We start from the raw sequence: 23213 nt of genomic DNA on the forward strand, positions 1-23213 counted from the left end.
CAGACGGTTGGCAGAAGATCCTCGCGCCGCGTGCCACTTGCGACCGCCGCGGAGTATGGGTCCCGGCCTTCGCCGGGACGACAGAATCATTATCATTATGCGGCACACCCAGAATCCACACAGCTAAGGCTGTCAATTTGCGCAAAAATCCCTAGATTTCGGCCATGCCGAAAACAGCCTCCAAAACTTCCGCCAAGCCCGCTTCCAAGACCGCCGCCGCCAAACCCGTCGCCGCCAAGGCCACGGCGAAGGGCGATCACGTCTTCCTGGTCGACGGCTCGTCCTACATCTTCCGCGCCTATCACGCGCTGCCGCCGCTGAACCGCAAATCCGACGGGTTGCAAGTCAACGCCGTGCTCGGCTTCTGCAACATGCTGTGGAAGCTGCTGCGCGACATGCCCGAGGACAACCGGCCGACCCACCTGGCGATCGTGTTCGACAAGTCCGAGATCACCTTCCGCAACAAGCTCTATCCCGACTACAAGGCGCACCGGCCGCCGGCACCCGACGACCTGATCCCGCAATTCGCGCTGATCCGCGAGGCGGTGCGCGCCTTCGAGCTGCCCTGTCTCGAGCAGATCGGCTTCGAGGCCGACGATTTGATCGCGACCTATGCGCGGCAGGCCACCGAGCGCGGCGCGACCACGACGATCGTGTCGTCCGACAAGGACCTGATGCAGCTCGTCACCGACAAGGTCGTGATGTACGACACCATGAAGGACCGCCGCGTCGGCCGCGACGAGGTGATCGAGAAGTTCGGCGTGCCGCCGGAGAAGGTGGTCGAGGTGCAGGCGCTGGCCGGCGACTCCACCGACAACGTGCCCGGTGTCCCCGGCATTGGCGTCAAGACCGCGGCGCAGCTCATCATCGAATATGGCGACCTCGACCAGTTGCTGTTTCGCGCCACCGAGATCAAGCAGCCGAAGCGGCGCGAGGCGCTGCTCGAGAATGCCGAGAAGGCGCGGATCTCGCGCCAGCTCGTGCTGCTCGACGACAAGGTCGATCTCGAAGTGCCGCTGGACGACCTTGCGGTGCACGAGCCCGACGCGCGCAAGCTGATCGCCTTCCTCAAGGCGATGGAGTTCTCCACCCTCACCCGCCGCGTCGCCGAGTATTCGCAGATCGACCCGGCCGACGTCGAGGCCGATCCCGGCAACAAGAGCGGCGCGAGCGTGTTCTCGCCGCTGCCGCCTTCGGATGTGAAGCCGGCGCCCGGATCGGGCCAGGAAGCTGGCGGGGTCGCGACCGCGACGGCGAAACCGCGCGCCAAGCCGACCGGGGCCCGGGACGACAAGGCTTCCAGCCTGAAGGGCACGCCGGCTGCGCTCGCCGAAACCCGCGGCGAGGCGATCCGCAAGATCGGTTTCGATCGCAAGGCCTATCGGGCGATCGGCAGTCTCGACCAGTTGCAGGCATTCCTCGCGCGCGTGCACGACACCGGCCACTTCGCGATCGAAGCGATGTCGGAATCGATCGACCCGATGCAGGCCGAGCTTTCCGGACTGGCGTTGGCGCGGGCGCCCAACGAGGCCTGCTATGTGCCGCTCGGCCACAAGCAGCCCGGCGGCGGCGCCGGCCTGTTCGACGCCGGGCTTGCGCCCGGCCAGCTCAAGGCCGCCGAGGCGCTGGACGCGCTGAAGCCGCTGCTGGAATCGGCCGGCATCCAGAAGGTCGGATTCAACGTCAAGTTCGCCGCGGTGCTGCTGGCGCAGCACGGCATCACGCTGCGCAACTATGATGATGCGCAGTTGATGTCCTACGCCCTCGATGCGGGCCGCGGCTCGCATGCGCTGGAGTCGCTGGCCGAGCGCTGGTTCGGCCATGCCGTCGTCAACTACGGCGGGCTGGTCGGCAGCGGCAAGGGCAAGCTGACCTTCGATCAGATCGCGATCGACAAGGCGGCGGAGTATTCGGCCGAAAGCGCCGACGTGACCCTGCGCCTGTGGCGGGTGCTGAAGCCACGCCTGATCGCCGAGCGGATGCTGACGGTTTACGAAACGCTGGAGCGGCCGCTGGTGGCGGTGCTGGCGCGGATGGAGCGCCGCGGCATCTCGATCGACCGCCAGGTGCTGTCGCGGCTGTCGGGCGACTTCGCCCAGACCGCCGCCCGCGTCGAGGCCGAGATTCAGGAGATCGCGGGCGAGCCGATCAATGTCGGCAGCCCGAAGCAGATCGGCGACATCATCTTCGGCAGGATGGGATTGCCCGGCGGCAGCAAGACCAAGACCGGCGCCTGGTCGACCACCGCGCAGGTGCTCGACGAGCTCGCCGAGCAGGGCCACGAATTCCCGAGGAAGATTCTGGAGTGGCGCCAGGTCTCGAAGCTGAAATCGACCTACACCGACGCGCTGCCGACCTATGTCAACCCGCAGACCCACCGCGTGCACACGACCTACGCGCTGGCCGCGACGACGACGGGCCGGCTGTCGTCGAACGAGCCGAACTTGCAGAACATCCCGGTTCGCACCGAGGACGGCCGCAAGATCCGGCGTGCCTTCATCGCCACTCCCGGCCACAAGCTGGTGTCGGCGGACTATTCGCAGATTGAATTGCGGCTGCTCGCCGAGATCGCCGACGTGCCGGTGCTGCGCCAGGCCTTCCGCGACGGCCTCGACATTCACGCGATGACCGCATCCGAAATGTTCGGCGTGCCGATCAAGGACATGCCGAGCGAGGTGCGCCGCCGTGCCAAGGCGATCAATTTCGGCATCATCTACGGCATCTCCGCGTTTGGCCTCGCCAACCAGCTCGGCATCGCCCGCGAGGAAGCCTCCGCCTACATCAAGAAGTATTTCGAGCGCTTCCCGGGCATCCGTGCCTACATGGACGAGACCAAGGATTCCTGCCGCAGGAACGGCTACGTCACCACGCTGTTCGGCCGCAAAATGCACTACCCAGACATCAAGGCCTCCAACGCCTCGGTGCGCGCCTTCAACGAACGCGCCGCGATCAATGCCCGCCTGCAAGGCACCGCGGCCGATATCATCCGCCGCGCCATGATCCGGATCGAGGACGCGCTCGCAGAGAAGAAGCTGTCGGCGCAGATGCTGCTCCAGGTGCATGACGAATTGATTTTCGAGGTGCCCGATGATGAGGTCGCGGCCACGCTGCCTGTGGTGCAGAAGGTGATGCAGGACGCGCCGTTCCCGGCGGTGATCCTGTCGCTGCCATTGCAGGTCGATGCGCGCGCGGCGACCAACTGGGACGAGGCGCATTAGTGCTTGCCTCACCCCTCCCCGCTTGGGGCAGGGCTATCGCATATGCCGCCTTGGGCGGCTGCGCACGTACTCGGCCTCGTGGTTCGAGACGCGCCGCAAGCGGCGCTCCTCACCATGAGGTCTACTATTGTGCCGCAAAACAAGACCTCATCCTGACAGGCCGTGAATGTATGCGTCTTGCGCAGCGATTTGGGCCAGTGCACATCGCTCCAGCCCCGTGATTGCGAGCGAAGCGAAGCAATCCATCGCACAACGTCCGCGGAAGCATGGATTGCTTCGTCGCTTTCGCTCCTCGCAATGACGGGGCTACATAGATTCACAGCCTCTGAGGAGCCCGCCAAAGGCGGGCGTCTCGAAGAGTGGCCGCAGGGCGCTTTTCTCCCAAACGCAATTGCCCTACCGCTTGGGGAGAGGTCGGATCGCATCACAGATGCCATCCGGGTGAGGGCGTCTCCGCTACATTGCTCCGAGAGCAATTCCAGGATGGCCGCGCAACTGACGGCACGCTAGAAGTGCGTGCATCCCTCGCGAGACCAGTCATGCCCCACACATCCGCTCTGCTCGGCTTTGCGCTGATCTGCCTTGGCATGGTGCTGACACCGGGGCCGAACATGATCTATCTGATCTCGCGCTCGATCACGCAAGGGCCCGCGGCCGGCATCGTCTCGCTCGGCGGCGTGGCGCTCGGCTTCGTGTTCTACATGCTGTGCGCGGCCTTCGGCATCACCGCGCTGTTGTTCGCGATCCCCTACGCCTATGACGCGCTGCGCCTCGCCGGCGCGGCCTATCTGCTGTGGCTGGCCTGGCAGGCCGTGAGACCCGGCGGCCGCTCGCCCTTCCAGGTCAAGACGCTGAAGATCGACGGCCCGCGCAAGCTGTTCGCGATGGGCTTCGTCACCAATCTGCTCAACCCGAAGATCGCGATGCTCTATCTCGCGTTGCTGCCGCAGTTCATCGACCCCGCCGGCGGCAGCGTGCTGACGCAGTCGCTTGCGCTTGGCTCGATCCAGATCGCGATCAGCGTCAGCGTCAACGCGATGATCGCGCTTGCCGCGGGCTCGATCGCGCTGTTCCTCGGCACCCGCCCGACCTGGCTGTTGGTGCAGCGCTGGCTGATGGGCACGGTGCTGACGGGGCTTGCGGTGAAGATGGCGCTCGAGGCGCGACGCGCCTAGCAAGTACCCTCTCCCCTTGTGGGAAAGGGTGGCGAAATCGAGCGGAGCGAGATGAAGCCGGGTGAGGGGTCTCTATCCGCGGATACAAACCCCTCATCCGGCTCGCATCTGTCGATGCGAGCCACCTTCTCCCACAAGGGGAGAAGGGAAGAACCTTCAGCCCCTCAATCCAGCTTGGCTTCCATGCCCCGCTTCGTCGCGGGGCGGGCCATCAGCGCGTCGTACCAGCGCTTGACGTTGGGGAAGTCGGCGAGATCCACCTTGTGGCGGGGGTGGCGCCAGGCCCAGCCGAGGATTGCGAAATCGGCAACCGAGAGGTCGCCGGCGACGAATTCGCGGCCAGCCAACCGGCGATCCAGGACGCCATAGAGCCGGCGCGTCTCGGCCATGTAGCGCTTCAGGCCGTAGGCGCGGTCCTGCTCGTTCTCCAGCGCGATGAAATGGTGCACCTGGCCCGGCATCGGGCCGAACCCGCCCATCTGCCACATCAGCCACTCATAGACCGGAATCCGCTCGGCGAGCGATTTCGGCAGGAACTTGCCGGTCTTCTCGCCGAGATAGAGCAGGATCGCGCCGGACTCGAAGATGCTGACGCGTTTTCCCCCGGGGCCATCTGGATCGACGATCGCCGGGATCTTGTTGTTCGGGCTGATGTCGAGGAACGCGGGCGCCATCTGCTCGCCCTTGGTGATGTTCACCGGGATCACCTTGTAGGGCAGGCCCATTTCCTCCAGCGCGACCGAAATCTTGCGGCCGTTCGGCGTGTTCCAGGTGTGGAGTTCGATGGTCATTGTCGTTTCCTCGCAAGCGTTTGGCGTCTGCTTACGGGGAACCGGAAGGCCGCACAACCCGTGCTTTCCGCACATGTGTCAGCCGAAAATCGCCGCGCGGGCGCTGTTGACGATGTCATTTCAGCGCTGGAATGTGCCGGAAAGCGCCGATAGATTGCCGCCCGCCTCGAACCCTTAGGGAAAAAGCCTTGTCGAAATCAGCCTCCCGCGCCCGCCTCGCCGAGATCATCCGCAAGCGCTCGTTCGGCCGCGGCGAGATCACGCTGGCCTCGGGCCGCAAGAGCGATTTCTATTTCAACCTGAAGCCGACGATGCTCGACCCCGAGGGCGCGGCGCTGCTTGCCGAACTCACCTATGAGGCGCTGAAGGACGACAAGCTCGATTTCGTCGGCGGCCTCGAGATGGGCGCGGTGCCGCTCGCCGGTGCCATCGCGCAACTATCCTGGCTGAAGGGCCATCCGATCGCGGCGTTCTTCGTGCGCAAGAAGCCGAAGGAGCACGGCGCGCGGCTCTCGGTGGAAGGGCTCGCCAAGGGCGAGACGCTTCAAGGCAAGCGTATCGTGATTGTCGAGGACGTCACCACGACCGGCGGCTCGGCGCTGAAGGCGGTGGAGGCCGTGCGCGAGGCCGGCGGCGAGATCGCGCTGGTCTTCACCATGGTCGATCGCGAAGAAGGCGCGACCGAAACGTTTGCGGAGGCCGGGCTGCCGTTCCGCGCGCTGTTCACGGCGGGCGAGTTTCTGAAGGGCTGAACTCTCACAGCATGCTCTCGTGGCCGGGCTTCACCCAGGCATGACGAATGGAACCGGGCGCGCGCTCGATCCTCCCTAGATTCACCATAATCAATCGCTCGTTTACCATCCGACACTAGGGTGAATCGTGCCGAGGCAACGATCGCCGCGGCGCTTTCGATCGGGTGGAGCGAGCGTTGCGTACAGGATTGAACGATCGGCGCATGCAGCGTCGCCTGATGCTTGTCGCCGCCGCGCTGGCCGGCGTCGCCATCAGCATGCCTGTCCCAGCATCAGCCGAAGGCCTGCTCGACTTCTTCTTCGGCGGCGGGCAAAGACAGCCGTCGCGCCAAGCCGCGCCGCAGCCCAATTTCTTCCCCGATCCGTTCGGCCTCAACCAGCAGGGGGAACGGCCGCCCTCCGCGCCGACGTCGGCACCGCGCGTCGCGGGATCGGGACCGGCGTTCTGCGTGCGTAGCTGCGACGGCAAATACTTCCCGCTGACCATGCGCGGCAACGCCACGCCGGTGCAGCTCTGCCAGTCATTCTGTCCGGCGAGCCCGACCAAGGTTTACTACGGCAGCAACATCGACAGTGCCGCGTCGACCACCGGCGAGCGCTACGCCGACAGCGAGAACGCCTACGCCTATCGCAAAGCGCTGCGCGCCGACTGCACCTGCAATGGCCGCGACCCGGCCGGCCTTGCGCCGGTCGACCTCACGCTCGACGTCTCGCTGCGTGCCGGCGATGTGGTCGCAACCAGCGACGGCCTCGTCGCCTACACCGGCATCCGCGTCGGCAACGACCAGGCGTTCGACTTCACGCCGGTCGCGTCCTATCCCGGGCTGACGGCCGCGGTGCGCGCGCGACTCGGTGAAATGAAGGTCGCGCCGGTCGGCAGCGATGTCGGCGGCGACGCGCCACCGCCGGAAACGAGCCGCGACGCCGCCCCCTCTGCCCCATCCTCGGCGGCGCCGAAGACCACGGCGCCGAAGCCCGGCAAGCGGGCGGACGTGAACTGACGGCCTAAGCCGTCACGCCCTGATGATGCGTGGCACCAGGCCTGAGACGCGCACCTGCGCGTCGGGGAATCCTGGGGTTCTCTCAGGTGCAAGGGTGCGCATCGCCGTCCGATGCCTTGCATCGCCAGGAATCGCGTCACGATACATGGTCAGCGCGCCACGATCACGCCGATCACATTCGGCGCGGCCAGATACTTGTCCTCGATCGCCGCACGCGCCGCGGCGCGGTTCTCCGGATTGAGGATGCCGCGCTTCTCGGCGAGGATCATCCAGCAATAGCCCCACCAGTCGGTCAGCATCCCCTGATCGTCGACGAGATCGTAGCCCTGCTCGGCGGCGAAGATGCGCGCATGTGCCTCGTCGAGCGAATCCAGCCAGGCGTGATCCTCGAGCGAGAACAGATCGTCGCTGAAATCATCCGTGGTGTAGCCCCAAATCGACATGCAGACCGCGTTGAATTCGCGGTCGAGCTGATCGTCATCGACCCACTGTCGCCGCGAGGCCTGATGCAGCCGCGACAGCGAGCGTGCGAAATCCGCGATGCGGGTCAGGGCGAACTGATCGAAGGCGATGGTGGACATGTAGTCCTCGCGAAAGCTGACAGACCATAGATATTGTGTCGGCAGGGGCGCCGAATCACAATGATATATCAAAGACTTGCTAAAGTGTTCTTAATTTGTTCTAGTTCACTAATTGCGTCGCCCCGGCGAAGGCCGGGGCCCATAACCACCGCTGCTGAACATTTGCGCGATCGGCCCTGAGATGAACCCCGTAGCCTATTACGTTTATATTCTCGCAAGCCGCCGCCATGGGACACTTTACATTGGCGTCAGCAACGATCTTCGAAATCGGCTCATGCTGCATCGCTCCGGGCGCGGTTCGCAGTTCGTCAAGAAGTACGGCGTCACGCAACTGGTCTACGTAGAGATCTACGCTTCACCACAGGAGGCGATCGCACGGGAGAAAGCGCTTAAGGAATGGCGCCGCGACTGGAAGATTCGTCTGATTGAGCAGGACAATCCAGAGTGGAGCGATCTATCCCATCTTCTCTGACAACTGTGGTTATGGGCCCCGGCCTTCGCCGGGGCGACGAGTTGTGAAGGACGCCAACCCCACGAAGGAGCTACAAAAGCAATAAGGGCCGCTGAACATGTCAGCGGCCCGGCCGTAGAAATTGCTTCGGAATGAAATGTGCCTGCCCCACGCGCGGCAACTCCTCTTGTAGAGAACTCGTTACGCCCTGGAAATCCGTATCACCACGGTGTTCCCGCTCCGCGCGGCGTGACATGCGGGGTGATGCTGAATCTGCAGCTCAGGCCCTCGGCAGTGCGGCTGATTTTTAGCTGTCGCGTAGGCCGCGCTCGTGGCAGTGATGCAGATCACGAGCAAGGTTGCGGCCACGATCTCGATCAATAGCCTCATCGCGCATCCTCCGCTAAGGTGTCGCAAGATCTCGGCCTTGGAAGCTGATGATAACAGCGGTGATGGCAGGTTCGAAGGGTTCCGAGGTCGGCCCGGTCCTTGCATAAAATCACGGCAGCGCGGCACGGCAGGCTCTCGATGGTTTCGATTGCGGCAGAACGTGCGTATCATTGTGACGAAGTGTGGCCCGAATGGTGGAACCGATTTGCGAGCCGGCCACGCTCAAATAGAGAGTTGAGACCATGATGCGTGCCATGCGTCATGATCTAGAAGTCTGAAAGGCAGGGATTGGCGCGTTGCAGGAACAAACAAACTACCCGGCACTGAATCAGCCGGTCGACGAGCTGGCACTGGCCGAAATCAAGAGCGCGATTCTCGCCAAGCTTCGGCTTGCGATCGGCAAGGACGCCACCGTGGCGACCAGGCGCGATTGGTACAAGGCCGCCGCGCTGGCGCTGCGCGACCGCATCGTGCATCGTTGGCTGACCGCCGAAAAACAGAGCTACGACGCCGGCGCCAAGCGCGTCTATTATCTCTCGCTCGAGTTTCTGATCGGCCGCCTGTTCACCGACGCGCTGAACAATATGGGGCTGTTGCCGCTGTTCGAGGCCGCGCTGGGCGATCTCGGCGTCGACCTCTCCGACTTACGCAAATGCGAGCCGGATGCGGCGCTCGGCAATGGCGGCCTCGGGCGTCTCGCCGCGTGCTTCATGGAGAGCATGGCCACCCTCGCAATCCCGGCGATCGGCTACGGCATCCGCTACGATTTCGGCCTGTTCCGCCAGATCATCAATCAGGGCTGGCAGCAGGAATATCCCGACGAGTGGCTCGGCTTCGGCAATCCCTGGGAATTCCAGCGGCCGGAGGTGGTCTACAACGTTCATTTCGGCGGCCATGTCGAGCATGTCGACGAGCAGGGCCGCGATCGCGCCATATGGCATCCGGCGGAAACCGTGGAGGCGATGGCCTACGACACGCCGATCGTCGGCTGGCGCGGCGAGCGCGTCAACGCGCTGCGCCTGTGGTCGGCGCATGCGCCGGATCCGCTCGAGCTCGACGTCTTCAATACCGGCGACTACGTGTCCGCGAGCGCCGAGCAGGCGCGTGCGGAGGCGATCTGCAAATTCCTCTATCCGAACGACGAAAGCGCGGCGGGGCGTGAGCTCAGGCTGCGCCAGGAATATTTCTTCGTCTCGGCCTCGCTGCAGGATCTCGTGAAGCGGCATCTCGCATCCGATGGCGGTTTGCGCAACCTCGCGCAGAAGGCCGCCGTGCAGCTCAACGACACCCATCCGAGCCTCGCGGTCGCGGAGTTGATGCGGATCCTGGTGGACCTGCACAATTTCCGCTGGGACGAGGCCTGGAAGATCACCGTCGCCACGCTGTCCTACACCAACCACACGCTGCTGCCGGAGGCGCTGGAAACCTGGCCGGTCGAATTGTTCGAGCGGCTGCTGCCGCGGCATCTCGAGATCATCTACCGGATCAACCAGCAGCATCTCGCGCTGGCCGAGGAACGCTGCCCCGGCGACATCGAATATCGCGCCTCGGTGTCGCTGATCGACGAGAAGAGCGGCCGCCGCGTGCGGATGGGCCAGCTCGCCTTCGTCGGCTCACATCGCATCAACGGCGTCTCTGCGATGCATTCCGATCTGATGAAGGAGACCGTGTTCCACGATCTCCACCATCTCTATCCCCAGCGCATCACCAACAAGACCAACGGCATCACCTTCCGCCGCTGGTTGATGCTCGCCAATCCGAGTCTGACGGCGCTGCTGCGCGAGACGTGCGGTGAGGCCGTGCTCGACGACTTCTCGCTGCTCGAACGGATCGAGGAGCACAGCAGCGACCTCGAGTTTCAGCGGCGCTTCCGCGACGTCAAGCACCACAACAAGCTGGCGCTGGCGCGGCTAATCGGCGAACGCAACGGCGTCAAGGTCGATCCGTCAGCGCTGTTCGACGTGCAGATCAAGCGCATCCACGAATACAAGCGGCAACTGCTCAATATCCTGGAGACCATCGCGCTCTACCACGCGATGAAGGACGAGCCGCAGCGCGACTGGGTGCCGCGCGTGAAGATCTTCGCCGGCAAGGCGGCGGCGAGCTACCGCTACGCCAAGCTGATCATCAAGCTGATCAACGATGTCGCCGAGATCGTCAACAACGACGCTTCACTCGGCGGCAAGCTGAAGGTCGCCTTCCTCGCCGACTACAATGTCAGCCTCGCCGAGGTGATTATCCCGGCCGCCGATCTCTCCGAGCAAATCTCCACCGCCGGAATGGAGGCCTCCGGCACCGGCAATATGAAGCTCGCGCTGAACGGCGCGCTGACGATCGGCACGCTCGACGGCGCCAATATCGAAATCCGCGACTGGGTCGGGACTGAGAACATCGCGATCTTCGGCATGGAGGCCGGCGACGTCATGGTTCGCCGCAAGCAGGGACTGGATGCCAGCGACGTGATCCGCAAATCGCCGCGGCTGGAACGCGCAATCCGCGCCATCGAGAGCGGCGCGTTTTCGCCAGGCGATCCCGCCCGCTTCGCCTCGATCGGTCATGCGCTGCGCTTTCTCGACCACTACATGGTCTCGGCCGATTTCGATTCCTACTACGATGCGCAGCGCGGCATCGACGCGCGCTGGCAGGTAACCCCGGCCTGGACGCGCGCCTCGATCCTCAACGTCGCGCGCATGGCGTGGTTCTCCTCCGACCGCACCATCCGCGAATATGCCGAGGATATCTGGCACGTGCCGGTGCATCCGACCGCGCCGCCACTGCTCGGCACGCGACGCGAGGCCAAGGGGTAATCCCGGGGCGCGGAAATCGATTACGTCCGACGTCATTGAATTCGGCACCGCTGCCGGGGTACTGATATTCCGCGTCATTGCGAGGAGCGATAGCGACGAAGCAATCCATGTCTCCGCTTGTGGAAGCAGGGATTACTTCGCGGAGCCTGTCATCGGGCGCGCATGCGCGCGACCCGTTGGCTCGCAATGACAGAGACGAACGTCTGCGATCAAGGACTCGTATGCTCACCAAGACCCCGCACCTTTTCGATGAAGCAACGGCCGTCACCGCCGGCGACAGCCGCTGGCAGGGACGCACCAGCCCGGATTACTGGGCGTTCGTCGGGCCGTTCGGCGGCTGCACCGCCGCGACGATCCTGCGGGCATTGATGCAGCATCCCCAGCGCGCCGGCGATCCGCTGGCGCTCACCGTGAACTATTGCGCGCCGGTCTCCGAGGGCAGCTTCGATCTCGACGTCCGCCTGGTGAAGGCCAATCGTTCGAGCCAGCATTGGTCGGTCGAGATGACGCAGGGCGGCGGCGACGTCGCGACGCTGGCGAGCGCCGTATTTGCCGAGCGCCGGCCCTCATGGTCGCACCAGCAGGCCAGCTTTCCCGGCGCCACGCCGTTCGAGCAGCTCCGGTCCTATCCCAGGCTCGCGATGACCTGGGCCAATCAGTACGACTTCCGCTTCGTCCAGGGCGAGCCGAAGCTCGGCAGCGCCGCACCGCAGCAGCCGTCGAGCGCCTATTCAAAACTCTGGATCGCCGACCGCTCACCGCGCAAGGTCGACGCGCTGTCGCTGATGTCGATGTCGGACGCCTTCTTCGGCCGCATCTTCCACGCGCGGCACGAACTCGTGCCATTCGGCACGGTGTCGCTGACGACCTACTTCCACGCCGATACCGTCGACCTCGACGCGGAGGACACCACCCGCCTGCTCGCGGTGGCCGATGCCAAGACCTTCCACAAGAGCTACGGCGACCAGCATGGTGAATTGTGGTCGCCGTCCGGCCGCCTGCTCGCCACCACGACGCAGATCGCCTATTTCAAGGCATAGCAGGGTGTTTGCGCAAAACCGACACCGGCTCGCGTGAACGCGGGCTTCAGCTCTGATTCGATCAGAGCCGAAGCCCATGGGAAGGCAAATATCCACATGATCCATCACGGCCGGATTGCCTATTTCACAGGTTGAAGGAACATTGGCGCGTCGCTTCTGTTTCACGCCTTTGGGAGCACTGCCGCATGTCCGAAGCCGACAATTCCAGACCCTCGCGCATCGCGCTGCTTGGCGTTCCCATCGAGATCGGCGCGGCGCAGGCCGGTCCGCTGATGGGGCCCGATGCGCTGCGCACGGCGGGCATCGCGCGCCTGCTCGAGCAATTGGGCTTTTCCGTTGACGACCACGGCAATCTTGCGATCCCGGCTGTCGTCGCCGACGGCCCGGTGCCGGCAAACACCAAATTCTACGACGAGGTGAAGACCTGGACCCGCGCGCTCTCCGAACGCGCCTACTGGCTGGCGCATTCCGGCGCGATCCCGATCTTCATGGGCGGCGATCACTCATTGTCGATGGGATCGATCAATGGCGTCGCGCGCTACTGGCAGGAGAAAGGCCGGCCGCTGTTCGCGCTGTGGGTCGACGCGCATGCCGACTACAACACGCCGGCCACCACCATCACCGGCAACATGCACGGCATGTCGGCGGCCTTCCTGTGCGGCGAGGCTGGGCTCGACAACCTGCTCGGCGGCCTGCCGCGCGCCTCGATTCCGCCCGACCAGTTCGACCTGATCGGCACGCGCTCGGTCGATCCGCTGGAGCGCAAATTGTTGCGAGAGCGCAACGTCTCGATCGCAGACATGCGCCAGATCGACGAGTTCGGCGTCGCCGTGCTGATCCGTCGCGTGATCGATCGCGTCAAGGCCAAGAACGGCGTGCTGCATGTCTCGTTCGACGTCGACTTCCTCGATCCGGCGGTGGCGCCCGGCGTCGGCACCACCGTGCCGGGCGGCGCGACCTATCGCGAGGCGCATCTGATCATGGAGTTGCTGCACGATTCCGGGCTGGTGCGCGCGCTGGATATCGTCGAGCTCAATCCCTTCCTCGACGAGCGCGGCCGCACCGCACGCGTCGCGGTCGAATTGATCGGCAGCCTGTTCGGCCTGCAGATCACCGACCGCCAGACGCCGAGCAACGCGGTGTTGCCGGAGATGGGCGAGTAGCGAATCGCGCCCCTCGCCGCCCCATCAGTCCCGCGCAAAGGCTTCGCCTTGTCGCTGGAGGCGCGAGCGCAGCGAGCGTCGAAGGATGACGGAACTGAAGGCGGGACAACGTATCCGACGTCGTCCCTGCGAAAGCAGGGAGCCATAACCACAGGGTTTAATTGTTGAGGAAGGCTGTGGCCCCAGCCCTGCGCAACAATGACCTTCGGTGGTTATGGGTCCCGGCTTTCGCCGGGACGACAGTGGAGTATGTGGCGCCGTTCGCTACTCAGCTTGACGGGTTGATACGTTACCGGGCCGACTGGGCAAACAAAAAGGCGGCCACGAAGGCCGCCTTTTCAAATCGTGCGATCGGTGCGCGGCTTACTCCGCCGCCAGCTTCACTTCCGGCGCAGCGGCGCGGATTTCGGCGTCGACCTGCGCTTCGAACTTGGTAAAGTTCTTCTGGAACATGCCGATCAGCGCACGCGCGGTCTTGTCGAACTCGGCCTTGTCGGCCCAGGTCTTGATCGGATCGAGGATGTGCGGCTCGACGCCCGGCAGCGAGGTCGGCACCGCGAAGCCGAAATAGCGGTCGGTGCGGAAATCGGCGTTGCGCAGCGAGCCGTTCAACGCGGCAGTCAGCAGCGCACGCGTCACCTTGATCGGCATGCGGCGGCCGACGCCGTACTTGCCGCCGGTCCAGCCGGTGTTGACCAACCAGCAATCGACGTTGTGCTTGGCGATCAGCTCGCGCAGCATGTTGCCGTACACGGACGGATCACGCGGCAGGAACGGCGAGCCGAAGCAGGTGGAGAATTCCGGCTGCGGCTCGTTGCCGAGACCGCGCTCGGTGCCGGCGACCTTCGCGGTGTAGCCGGACAGGAAGTGATACATCGCCTGCGCCGGCGTCAGCTTGGCGATCGGCGGCATCACGCCGAAAGCGTCGGCGGCCAGCATCACCACGTTCTTCGGATGCGGCGCGCAGCCGGTGCGCGAGGCGTTCGGGATGAAATCGAGCGGATAGGCCGAGCGGGTGTTCTCGGTCTTCGAGCCGTCATCGAAATCGGGCGCACGGTCGTTCGCGCCGAGCACGACATTCTCCAGCACCGCACCGAAGCGCTTGCTGGCGGCATAGATTTCCGGCTCGGCTTCGGCCGACAGCTTGATGCACTTGGCGTAGCAGCCGCCTTCGAAATTGAAGACGCCGTCCTCGCTCCAGCCGTGCTCGTCATCACCGATCAGCGTGCGCTTGGGATCGGCGGAGAGCGTGGTCTTGCCGGTGCCGGACAGGCCGAAGAAGATCGCGGTGTCGCCATCGGGGCCGACATTGGCCGAGCAGTGCATCGGCATCACGCCCTTCTCGGGCAGATAGTAGTTCAGCGTGGTGAAGACGCTCTTCTTCATCTCGCCGGCATATTGCGAGCCGCCGATCAGGACGATCTTGCGGGCGAAATCGATCGCGACGACGTTCTCCGAGCGCACGCCATGGCGCTTCGGGTCGGCGCGGAAGCTCGGCAGGTCGATGATGGTGAGTTCGGGAACGAAGCCCGCGAGCTCCGAGGTTTCGGGGCGGATCAGCAGCGTGCGGATGAACAGCGAATGCCAGGCAAGCTCGGTGAAGACGCGCGTCTTGATGCGATGCTTCGGATCGGCGCCGCCATAGAGATCTTGCGCGAACAGCGTCATGCCTTCGGCGTGCTTGAGGAAGTCGGCATAGAGCGTCGCGAACTGCTCCGACGTGATCGACTGGTTGCCGGCCCACCACATGCTCTTGTCGGTGAGCCCGTCGCGAACCGTGAACTTGTCCTTCGGGCTGCGGCCGGTGAACACGCCGGTGTCCGCGCACAGCGCGCCATCGGCCGAGAGCACCGCTTCGCCGTTGCGCAGCGCATGCTCATAGAGCTGGGGCGCGCCGTAATTCCAGTGCACGCCCTTGAGATTTTTTAAGCCGAATTTGTCGGCACCGAAGGCACCGTTATGCACGCCCATCTCTTGCACGAAGAACCTCCTCGAACCCGCGTATCCTTGCTCGCGCGAATGTCGCCAAACGCGCCCCGCCGCGGTGACCGCCTGTTGAATATAGCCTTCCGGCTCCGGTCCGGCGACCTAATAGTGGGGATCGCCGGGCTTGCCAAGCTAGTCGACCGGGTTTTGGTTTATTCCAAGGCGGGCTCGTCATTTCATGCATATGCCGCAGCGCGGGACTGTTTCGCTTCGCTTTCGCTTTCCTGTCGATTTCACGGAAGTTGCGCGACGTTTGATCGCTGTTTTCCCCGAAATCACGGCACTGCAATGCACAAACGATGCCAGCACGTGAGGCAGGTGCAATCCGATCAGCGCGCAAATGACGGAGAATGCCGGGTATGCATTTCGCGACGACGATGCGTCGTCGAGGCGCTTCGGCAAGACCTGACGCAACGTCACCACGCCGCGCATGTCGTCCACTATTGTGTTGCACGGATCGCACCACCCGATCTGCACCGAGCTTCAGTCGCGCAACCTCAATCACGGCCAACGAGCCATGGCCGAAGCTGAATCATGGTAATGCGCAACTGCGGCAAAGGTTCCGCAGATGCACATTCGATCGCCTCGGTGAGGCCGTGCAGCGCCACCGATGATAACGCAATCAGCAACCACTCGGGCATCGCTCTCCGTCGCGAGCGCATCTTCCTGAGCGACGATGTGATTTTACGTGTGCCGCGTTCGCTCTGTCGGCGGCGACAGTTCATCGGCGCAAAATGATCGCGCTGTCAGCGTCCCGCCACGACCAACGCCTCCGTCACCAAACGTCTCGCGCGATCTCACCGCACAGAAGCCGCGGCATGCGACACCATGCCTCGTCGCGGCAACGGCAGCGCGGCTCGGACCGACCGATAGTCCTTTGAACTACCCGTCGTTGGATGATGCGGTGTCGGATGATCCCTTGGCGCGGGCCTCGCCGGCGAGGCGGACCAGCATCTTGCGCAGGTCGGGGCCACTCGTGACCCTTGCCGGGAAATCGAGCCGCAACGTCCTGCGGTCCGCCTGCATGTCCATGCCGTCGGGATCGCAGCCGGTGCAGGTCCAATCCGCACTCTGCGCGCCGAGTAGGCGCGTGGCGTAGAGATTCATCGCCTCGCGGTGATCCTCATTCATATGTGCCACCGCGCCCGCCTCTGCTTCCAACAGGGGCGCCGCGTCGCTGAGATCGGTAAGAAACTGCTCCGGCGTCAGGTCGATGATCCGGCCGAATCCGGCCACCAGATGGGCGCCGGTGGGCCGGACCCGAAAGAACGCAAAATCCTTAAAATCTACAAAGGTTTCCGCGGAGGGATGGACGCTGAGATAGCGGCGGCGCAGCAATGGCGCCGCAGCCTCACTGGCCTCCTCCGCCCGCCCCGCCAGCATGATCCGCGCCCCTTCCAGCGGATCCCCTTCGGCGCGTTCGTCCAGCATCAGCGAGACCCTGCCATCGGCCAGGATGTTCCTCGTATGCAGCGCCAGCCGCGAGATCAGCAGGATCGGCGAGCCGTCCGGATGGGAAGCCAGATTGACCAGCGAGCAATAGGGATCGCCGCTGCCCGTCATGAGTGTGGCGAGCGCCCCCTGGCGGCTGCGTCGCAGCAGCGAGCGGGCGAGCCGAGCGGGGTTGAAATCGGGGGTCGGTTGCATGGGCCTATCGGGTCATTTTATTGCGGAACCGGCCGATTCCCCAGCGAAAAAGGGCCTTTCCTCATGATCTCAGGGTGCTATATGGGGTCCAACGCATGGGTCGCAGAAGCGTTTTTTGCGGAACTCGGTCACACTTCAGCCTAGCTTGCATTGCTCGTTGACCGCGTTCGAAGCCCTATTGTACGGCGCGTCGCTGGAATGCCCGCCGCTTAAGCCACTCTCATTGTGAAAGCAGCACATGCCCACAATCGCCTTGGTCGACGACGACCGCAACATTCTCACTTCCGTCTCGATCGCGCTCGAAGCCGAAGGCTATCGCATCATGACCTATACGGACGGTGCGTCGGCGCTGGATGGTTTTCGCACGTCGCCGCCCGATCTTGCGATCCTCGATATCAAGATGCCGCGCATGGACGGCATGGAGACGCTGCGGCGGCTGCGGCAGAAGTCCGATCTGCCGGTGATTTTCCTCACCTCCAAGGATGAGGAGATCGACGAATTGTTCGGCCTGAAAATGGGCGCCGACGATTTCATCCGTAAGCCGTTCTCGCAGCGCCTGCTGGTCGAGCGCGTCAAGGCTGTGCTTCGCCGCGGCCAGCCCAAGGATCCGACCGCGCCGCCGAAGGAGCCCGATGCCCGTGCGCTCGACCGCGGCCTGCTGCGGATGGACCCGGAGCGCCACACCTGCACCTGGAAGAACGAGCCGGTCACGCTGACGGTAACCGAATTCCTGATCCTGCAGGCGCTTGCCACCCGCCCCGGCGTGGTGAAGAGCCGCAATGCGCTGATGGATGCCGCCTATGACGACCAGGTCTATGTCGACGACCGCACCATCGACAGCCACATCAAGCGGCTGCGCAAGAAGTTCAAGGTGGTGGACGACGAGTTCGAGATGATCGAGACGCTGTACGGCGTCGGCTATCGCTTCAAGGAAGCCTGATCTGCGCTTCCGGGACGCTTTGTTAACTGACAGGGCCCGCGCGGCTGGGGTAAGGTCGCGCGGGCGATTACGTGCTTCGCGGGACGACATCCACACCAACCGGCAGCTTTGCCAGTGCTTGATCGAACGCAGCCCGAGCCGGGACTGAACACCGAGGACGCGCTACTGCTCCTCGAACACGATGCAATAGCTGACGACGTGGCGCTGGAGAAAGGCTGGCGGCGCCCGCTCGGCTGGCTGCGCCGTGCCGGCCAGTTCTTCTTCGCGCTGTCGTTCTCGAGCCTGACGCGCCGCATCGTCTCGCTCAATCTGGCCGGCCTCGTCGCACTGGTCGCGAGCATCCTCTATCTCTCGCAATTCCGCGCCGGCCTGATCGAGGCGCGTACGCAGAGCCTGATGGTCTATGCCGAGATCATCTCGGAGGCGATTGCCGCATCGGCGACCGTCGAAGGTAACACCGTGACCATCGATCCCGACCGGCTGCTCGATTTGAAGCCCGGCGAGAGCTTCGGTCAGCCCGATGAATCGGCGGACTTCCCGATCAATCCCGAGCGCGTGGCGCCGATCCTGCGCCGCCTGATCGCGCCGACCAAGACGCGCGCGCGCATCTTCGACCGCGACGGCGGGCTGATCCTCGACAGCCGCAACCTGTTCGCACGCGGCGACGTGCTGCGCATGGAGCTGCCGCCGCCGTCAGAGAAGCCGTCGCTGTACGAGAGAAGCAAGATCGCGATCAAGACCTGGTTCAACCGCGGCGACCTGCCGATCTACCGCGAGCTCGGCCCCGAAGGCGGCAAGGGCTATCCGGAAGTCGCAAAGTCGCTCGAGGGATTGAACAGCAGCATGGTGCGCGTCACCGAACGCGGTGCGGTGGTGGTGTCGGTCGCCGTCCCGGTGCAGCATTTCCGCGCCGTGCGCGGCGCGCTGATGCTGACCACGCAAGGCGACGACATCGACCAGATGGTGATGTCCGAACGCCTCGCCATCCTCAAGGTCGGCGGCGTCGCATCCGCGGTCATGATCATGCTGTCGCTGCTGCTGGCGAGCACGATCGCGGGTCCGGTGCGGCGGCTCGCCGACGGCGCCGAGCGCGTCCGCCATCGCATCCAGACCCGCGTCGAAATTCCCGACTTCACCGGGCGCCGCGACGAGATCGGCCATCTCTCGGGCGCGCTGCGCGACATGACCAACGCGCTCTACAGCCGCATCGAGGCGATCGAGATGTTCGCTGCCGATGTCGCCCATGAGCTCAAGAATCCACTGACGTCGCTGCGATCAGCCGTGGAGACGCTGCCGCTGGCGCGCAACGACAGCAGCCGCGCGCGGCTGCTCGCCGTGATCGAGCACGACGTCAAGCGGCTCGATCGCCTGATCTCCGACATTTCGGACGCAAGCCGCCTCGATGCCGAGTTGCAACGGCAGGACATGGCGCCGGTCGATCTGCGCCGGCTGCTGACGACGCTGACCGGCGTCGCCAACGAGACACGGCTCGGCCACGACGTCGCCGTCGAAGCCCGCTTCGAGGGCCGCGGGCCCACCGATACGCTCTCGGTGCCGGGCCATGATTCACGGCTCGGCCAGGTGATCTCGAACCTGCTGTCGAACGCGCAGTCGTTCTCCAGGCCCGGTGACAAGGTGCGTATCGTCTGCCGGCGCGTCCGCAATGAGGTCGAGATCGTCGTCGACGACGACGGCCCCGGCATCGGTCAGGATGCGCTGGAGCGGATCTTCGAGCGCTTCTACACCGACCGGCCGCACCAGGGCTTTGGCCAGAACTCCGGCCTTGGGCTCTCGATCTCCAAGCAGATCATCGAAGCGCATGGCGGGCGCATCTGGGCCGAAAATCGCCATGGTCCTGCCGGCGCGGACGGCAAGCCCACGGTCGCCGGCGCACGCTTCGTGGTCAGGCTGCCGACACTATGAGCCGCAACGCCAGCGTGCATGCATCCGCCGTTCTGATCGGCGAGCGTGCCGTGCTGATCCGGGGACCATCGGGCGCCGGCAAGTCCCGCCTGGCGTTCGACCTGATTCTCGCCGGCCGCTCCGGACAGCTTCCGACCGCCATTTTGGTGGGTGACGACCGTGTCCATCTCGACACAGCCGGCGAACAATTGTGGGTCCGGCCGGCGCGGGAACTGGCCGGCCTGATCGAGATCCGCGGCCTCGGAATCCGCCGCTGCCACTTTGTCGGGCAGGCCAGGGTCGGGCTCGTCGTCGACTTGGCGGCCGAGGATGCGGAGCGGCTGCCGCCGCCGGAAGCTCTCAAGATCGACCTAAATGGTGTTTTACTACCGAGAATTCCGGTCGCTGCCGGCTTCCAACCCCTGCCGCTGGTTGTCGCCGCGCTGACGACAACTGAAAGTTCATGTCCCGGTAATCTTGCGGCCGATTGTGGAAAGGGAATTGGTAACCATATCACATCCACTATCGCGTCCGATTTGGTCGGCGCAGCCTCCCCTCTCGATCGCCAGGAACAGGGAGACTAGCCAAGATGCCCTCTTGCGCAGGGCCTCTGGATGGTCAAAGTGGCGCGTTCGTGCGGTGCACCAAAGAGCGCCCACGAGGAGTTTCCGATGATTGGTCTAGTGCTGGTGACCCATGGGCGCCTTGCCGACGAGTTCAGAGCGGCGCTCGAACACGTGATGGGTCCACAGAAACAAATTGAAGCAATTACGATCGGAGCGGAGGACGACTCCGATCTCTGTCGAAGCGACATCATCGAGGCGGTGAATCGCGTCGATAGCGGCGACGGCGTTGCGATCCTCACCGACATGTTCGGCGGCACGCCGTCGAACCTTGCGATCTCCTGCATGAGCCGCCCGAAGGTGGAAGTGCTCGCAGGTATCAATCTTCCCATGCTGGTCAAGCTTGCCAAGGTTCGCGAGGAGCGCTCGTTGCCCGATGCGATCGCGATGGCCCAGGAAGCCGGCCGCAAATACGTCACCATCGCCAGCCGCGTTCTCGCAGGCAAATGAACGACGAAACCTCGGGCGCAAACGAAGTCGGCCCGAGCGTGCCAGCGGGTGCCATTTCCCGTGAACTGCTGATCGTCAACAAGCGCGGCCTGCATGCCCGCGCCTCCGCCAAATTCGTTCAGACAGTCGAACGCTTCAACGCCGAGGTCTGGGTCACGCGCGGCAGCGAGACCGTCGGCGGCACCTCGATCATGGGCCTGATGATGCTCGCAGCCGGGCCCGGCACCACGGTAATCGTCTCCGCGAAGGGCCCCGAAGCGCAGGCCGCGCTCGACGCCATCGCCGAACTCGTCGCAAGCAAATTCAACGAAGAAGGCGCGTAAGGCGCACCGGTGCCGCTAGTTCGCCGGCGGCACCAGGTAGACCTTCCACACGGTCGATGGGCCGGGATGGCCGCCATAGAAGCGCTGCGTGGTCATCACCAGCGGCTCGGCATCCTTGGCGTGCTCCGCCATCCACGCTTCGCACGGCTTCAGAAAGACCGGATCGGTGGTGTCGCAGATGCCGATGAAGCCGTAACGCTTGGCGTCATCGAGCGAGGTCAAGCCGGACGACACTTCGCCGGGCGTGATCGCGGCCGGATGATCGGGACTATAGAACGTCATCGGCTCGCTGATGTCGGAGCGGGCGGCGACGACGGCCCAGCGCGAATGGAATTTGGCCTGCCAGGTCTGGGTCAGCTCGCGCGCGAGCTCCGAGCGGGCGGCATAGGTCGAGGCTGTGTTGTGGCTCGACGCCATCTCCTGCGTCGCGATGCTCGGCGCGGCGAACAGCATGGCGACCGTGATCACGAACCAGATCGCGGTGATGGTGAACAGCGCCATGCGCGGAATCCGCACCCGCGGGATCGCGACCAGCACGAGCGGCACCAGGAAGAACAGCGGAATACCCCAGTCGGTCTTCATGTAGACCGTGAACGCCAGTGCGCCGAGCGGCGGCCCGATCGCGACAATGATCTGGATGATCCAGACGTTGAGCGCCTGTGCGCGGTTGAGCTCCGGATTGGGGCGGCTCGACCAAAGGAGCCGCGCGGGCCGCCACGACAGCGAGCTCAATGACAGCGCCAGCAGGCCCAGCAGCACCGGCGCTGCGAGCAGCCCGAGATTGTGCCCGATATAGCCGATCACGAGCTCGACGTTGAGCGCGCGGCTCGACAGCGCGTAGACGTCGCCGGCGTAGGTGAGCGGCAGGAAATCCACCTCCTCCAGCCACACCAGATGCGGGATCATCAGCACGGCCATCGTGCCGATCGCAACCCAGGGCGCCGGCGAGCGCAGGAAGGCGAGCCGCTGCGGATGGATCAGCGCGGCCAGGCCGATCGCGCCGATCATGGTCAGCACCCAGTACTTGGTCATCAACGCCAGCGCGCCGGCGAAGCCGAGCAACAGGCCGGATCTCACGCTCCGCTGCTCGAACGCGTTCAGATAGGCCAGCACGAGCAAGGGCAACGGCACGAGCTGCGCCAGGTCGGCGTTGTATTTGAAACCCTTGAAATTGAAGATCGGGTACAGCGCGAGCATCACCACGCTGAAGAACGCGCGGCGGCGATCGACGACGCGCAGCGCGATCAGCCAGCAGACCACCATGGCGAAGCTCACTGTCGCCATCGCAAGCGCATAGGTCGACCAGTTGGCGACCGGGAAGAACTTGAACCAGACGCCGGCCATCCAACCTGACAGCGGCGGATGCTTGCCATAGCCGAGCAGGAAGCGCTGGCCCCAGCCATAGGCTTCGGCAACGTCCATGTGGACGTCCTGCGCTGCCTTGAGCTTGATGAGGATCGCCGTCCACAGCACCGCGTGAACGAGCGCGAAGCTGATCACGAGCCACAGGCCGGTCTGGGGATCCGTCGCCCGCGAGACCAGCCACGCGGCCGCTCGACGGATCGTCAGCCGGCGGTTCGCGCGCCGCGCGGCGGGAAGATAGGAGGCAGTCGACATGGTCAGCGCCTACGGCATGATCCGGAGAAGTGCGAAGCGGTGTTCCGAAAAGATCATGCCCAACAGAAAGCCACAGCGCGATGATGTCTCATTCGGATTTCACCGCGCTTTAGCGCGTTTTTACGGCCAGTGAAATCAGCTTGGCGTGAACTGCGCTCTCGGCCGCCGACCGGCGTCACGTGCTTTTGGGCAACCGCCCGCGGAACGCACGACGGGCGAGCGGTCCGGCGGGTCCAGCGCATCGAAAGGTCCAGGGTTGGGCGACGCCACACCGGGCCGAAAGGCGGCCGGACATCGATCACGATGCCGCCCGTGATTCGCTGTCACACCGCTGCAAAATACCGCAATATGGTTGC

19 protein-coding genes are annotated in these 23213 nt (G+C 64.4%); 14 read left to right on the top strand and 5 right to left on the bottom strand.

The window, feature by feature from the left end; translation table 11 throughout:
* Positions 1–164: 164 nt before the first annotated feature.
* Together polA and P6U30_RS35600 are read left to right on the top strand one after the other, a co-directional pair.
* A complete protein-coding gene (gene polA, locus P6U30_RS35595) occupies positions 165–3218 on the top strand; it encodes a DNA polymerase I (RefSeq protein ID WP_407167321.1) in 3054 nt (1017 codons plus the stop codon).
* 539 nt (positions 3219–3757) lie between these two features.
* On the top strand, positions 3758–4393 hold the full coding sequence (locus tag P6U30_RS35600) for a LysE family translocator (RefSeq protein WP_407167322.1): 636 nt from the start codon (positions 3758–3760) through the stop codon (positions 4391–4393).
* 164 nt (positions 4394–4557) lie between these two features.
* On the opposite strand, the gene P6U30_RS35605 is transcribed toward P6U30_RS35600, so the two are convergent.
* The gene (locus tag P6U30_RS35605) at positions 4558–5184 is read right to left on the bottom strand and encodes a glutathione S-transferase family protein (RefSeq protein ID WP_407167323.1); all 627 of its coding nucleotides are present in this window, start codon (positions 5182–5184) and stop codon (positions 4558–4560) included.
* 188 nt (positions 5185–5372) lie between these two features.
* On the opposite strand from P6U30_RS35605, the gene pyrE reads away from it, so the two are divergent.
* Together pyrE and P6U30_RS35615 are read left to right on the top strand one after the other, a co-directional pair.
* Positions 5373–5936, top strand: coding sequence for an orotate phosphoribosyltransferase (pyrE, locus tag P6U30_RS35610; RefSeq protein WP_407167324.1), 564 nt, complete (start codon positions 5373–5375; stop codon positions 5934–5936).
* A gap of 203 nt (positions 5937–6139) precedes the next feature.
* Positions 6140–6937: a DUF2865 domain-containing protein gene (locus tag P6U30_RS35615; protein WP_407167325.1), complete on the top strand. Its 798-nt coding sequence runs from the start codon at positions 6140–6142 to the stop codon at positions 6935–6937.
* A 149-nt stretch (positions 6938–7086) separates the two neighbouring features.
* On the opposite strand, the gene P6U30_RS35620 is transcribed toward P6U30_RS35615, so the two are convergent.
* The gene (locus tag P6U30_RS35620) at positions 7087–7518 is read right to left on the bottom strand and encodes a hypothetical protein (RefSeq protein ID WP_407149140.1); all 432 of its coding nucleotides are present in this window, start codon (positions 7516–7518) and stop codon (positions 7087–7089) included.
* Positions 7519–7699: 181 nt separating this feature from the next.
* Between P6U30_RS35620 and P6U30_RS35625 the strand changes: the two genes are divergently transcribed.
* The 4 genes from P6U30_RS35625 (at position 7700) to rocF (ending at position 13369) form a co-directional block, all read left to right on the top strand.
* The gene (locus tag P6U30_RS35625) at positions 7700–7990 is read left to right on the top strand and encodes a GIY-YIG nuclease family protein (protein ID WP_407167326.1); all 291 of its coding nucleotides are present in this window, start codon (positions 7700–7702) and stop codon (positions 7988–7990) included.
* 656 nt (positions 7991–8646) lie between these two features.
* Positions 8647–11166: a glycogen/starch/alpha-glucan phosphorylase gene (locus P6U30_RS35630; protein WP_407170623.1), complete on the top strand. Its 2520-nt coding sequence runs from the start codon at positions 8647–8649 to the stop codon at positions 11164–11166.
* A 221-nt stretch (positions 11167–11387) separates the two neighbouring features.
* The gene (locus P6U30_RS35635; RefSeq protein ID WP_407167327.1) at positions 11388–12206 is read left to right on the top strand and encodes an acyl-CoA thioesterase; all 819 of its coding nucleotides are present in this window, start codon (positions 11388–11390) and stop codon (positions 12204–12206) included.
* 185 nt (positions 12207–12391) lie between these two features.
* Complete coding sequence (gene rocF, locus P6U30_RS35640; RefSeq protein ID WP_407167328.1) at positions 12392–13369, top strand: arginase; 978 nt, start codon at positions 12392–12394, stop codon at positions 13367–13369.
* Between the two features lie 363 nt (positions 13370–13732).
* Here rocF and P6U30_RS35645 read toward each other — a convergent pair whose 3' ends face one another.
* Positions 13733–15349 carry a phosphoenolpyruvate carboxykinase gene (locus tag P6U30_RS35645; RefSeq protein WP_407167329.1) on the bottom strand — a complete coding sequence of 539 codons (1617 nt, stop codon included), beginning with the start codon at positions 15347–15349 and terminating at the stop codon, positions 13733–13735.
* A 540-nt stretch (positions 15350–15889) separates the two neighbouring features.
* Here P6U30_RS35645 and P6U30_RS35650 point away from each other — a divergent pair.
* On the top strand, positions 15890–16093 hold the full coding sequence (locus P6U30_RS35650) for a hypothetical protein (RefSeq protein ID WP_407167330.1): 204 nt from the start codon (positions 15890–15892) through the stop codon (positions 16091–16093).
* A gap of 144 nt (positions 16094–16237) precedes the next feature.
* Here the strand turns inward: P6U30_RS35650 and P6U30_RS35655 are convergent, their stop codons facing one another.
* Complete coding sequence (locus P6U30_RS35655) at positions 16238–17002, bottom strand: HugZ family protein (RefSeq protein WP_407167331.1); 765 nt, start codon at positions 17000–17002, stop codon at positions 16238–16240.
* Between the two features lie 238 nt (positions 17003–17240).
* Here P6U30_RS35655 and P6U30_RS35660 point away from each other — a divergent pair, with 238 nt between their 5' ends.
* The 5 genes from P6U30_RS35660 to P6U30_RS35680 all read left to right on the top strand — a co-directional run bounded on the left by P6U30_RS35660 (position 17241) and on the right by P6U30_RS35680 (position 21240).
* Complete coding sequence (locus tag P6U30_RS35660; RefSeq protein ID WP_139479670.1) at positions 17241–17942, top strand: response regulator transcription factor; 702 nt, start codon at positions 17241–17243, stop codon at positions 17940–17942.
* Positions 17943–18056: 114 nt separating this feature from the next.
* Positions 18057–19865 carry a stimulus-sensing domain-containing protein gene (locus tag P6U30_RS35665; protein ID WP_407167332.1) on the top strand — a complete coding sequence of 603 codons (1809 nt, stop codon included), beginning with the start codon at positions 18057–18059 and terminating at the stop codon, positions 19863–19865.
* Positions 19862–20428 (top strand): HPr kinase/phosphorylase, encoded by a 567-nt coding sequence (locus P6U30_RS35670; protein ID WP_407167333.1) that lies wholly within the window; start codon positions 19862–19864, stop codon positions 20426–20428. The genes P6U30_RS35665 and P6U30_RS35670 overlap by 4 nt, the downstream gene beginning before the upstream one ends.
* 87 nt (positions 20429–20515) lie before the next feature.
* A complete protein-coding gene (locus tag P6U30_RS35675) occupies positions 20516–20917 on the top strand; it encodes a PTS sugar transporter subunit IIA (protein ID WP_021076632.1) in 402 nt (133 codons plus the stop codon).
* Positions 20914–21240 carry an HPr family phosphocarrier protein gene (locus tag P6U30_RS35680; RefSeq protein ID WP_407167334.1) on the top strand — a complete coding sequence of 109 codons (327 nt, stop codon included), beginning with the start codon at positions 20914–20916 and terminating at the stop codon, positions 21238–21240. Before P6U30_RS35675 ends, P6U30_RS35680 begins: the two co-directional genes overlap by 4 nt.
* A 15-nt stretch (positions 21241–21255) precedes the next feature.
* On the opposite strand, the gene P6U30_RS35685 is transcribed toward P6U30_RS35680, so the two are convergent.
* Positions 21256–22857 carry a glycosyltransferase family 39 protein gene (locus P6U30_RS35685; RefSeq protein WP_407167335.1) on the bottom strand — a complete coding sequence of 534 codons (1602 nt, stop codon included), beginning with the start codon at positions 22855–22857 and terminating at the stop codon, positions 21256–21258.
* Positions 22858–23213: the final 356 nt, after the last annotated feature.

It is taken from the genome of Bradyrhizobium sp. ORS 111, assembly GCF_045571485.1.
Classification (GTDB): Bacteria; Pseudomonadota; Alphaproteobacteria; order Rhizobiales; family Xanthobacteraceae; genus Bradyrhizobium.